Consider the following 1,126-nt stretch of genomic DNA (forward strand, 5'->3'; position numbering starts at 1 on the left):
AAAATCAAATAATCACTATAAAGATCAAGCATATCCATTTAATTCCCTCCCTAAAATTAAGGGCGGAATTCTAATGCTTTTTAGTCAAACTACAAGTTTATGTGCGTAACATGAGTAATTATGATAATGCGAAAAATTTTCTACAGACCATATACAAATTACAGCCAGATTATGGTCCTCAGTTTATTACTGATAAAAATGGAGTAGAAATTTCACCTTTTCTCTCCTATAAAAAATTTACTATTGCTAATGTTAAATTTATTGCCCTAAATGTTCCTCTAGGCTTAGGTGGGATTAATTCAGAGTATCAAGCAGTACAGGATTTTATTTCAAACAATAAAGACTCTCTCATTATTATAAGTAGCCATACTTTTGATGCCTGGGATAGTGCGCCCCAAATTAAAGATTTATACCTTAAGAACAAAAATGTATTTATGGTGCTATGGGGACATGTTCAGAATCCGGTTTTTCCAGATGGTGGATTTGCTCAACTTCCTGGTGAGACTATATCACGAACCTCTATGCCCAACGTATTCAAATATATGTTTGATTATCAAGAAGGAAATCCCTACAATTGTAGTACTGCTGCTAACATGCCGCAACATCCCCTAATAAGAATTTACAGCTTTTCCTTAGATGAAACGAATAAGATGCTGAGCTGGCAACCCTATGATGTTCAAGCATGGAATCCCTCAAATCCAGTGTACTCTAATCAGGCTTGGGATAAGGCTAAAGCCAGAATAAACCATGGACCAGAGATCTCTCCGGTGGGCAATAAAATAACTATAAATATTTCCGACTACATTTCGTCGAAATAGAACGCTGAATCCTAGGTTTAGCGAAGGACAGTTTTTGACCCTAAGAAAAAACAAGATCAAGTCAGTAAGTGATATAAATGGCACAAACGTGGGTGTGATTAAGGATATGCCGAGTGGAGGAGTTCTTTATTCCTATGTGGCGAATAATTTTCACGGGAAATTTACAATTCATCAATATGATAGTATTGAAGTGATATAGGCGCGGATTTTTAGACGAAAAAAAGGTATTTTTAAGAGCTATTCTTCTAATATAAGAGGGGAATAGAATGACCAAAAAGCGAAATTATTACACTGCATCAAAAAAATCA

General features: G+C 35.3%; 1 protein-coding gene. It reads left to right on the forward strand.

Annotation, left to right across the window (positions count from 1 at the left end; genetic code table 11):
• Positions 1–110 precede the first annotated feature (110 nt).
• Positions 111–818 carry a hypothetical protein gene (locus ELY15_RS15950; RefSeq protein ID WP_127101760.1) on the forward strand — a complete coding sequence of 236 codons (708 nt, stop codon included), beginning with the start codon at positions 111–113 and terminating at the stop codon, positions 816–818.
• Positions 819–1,126 lie beyond the last annotated feature (308 nt).

Source organism: Legionella sp. km772, from assembly GCF_003989735.1.
GTDB lineage: Bacteria > Pseudomonadota > Gammaproteobacteria > Legionellales > Legionellaceae > Legionella.

Bases quoted from the DNA above. Each gene is read 5' to 3' on its own strand.
- ELY15_RS15950 (WP_127101760.1), top strand. From the start codon at position 111: ATGAGTAATTATGATAATGCGAAAAATTTTCTACAGACCATATACAAA.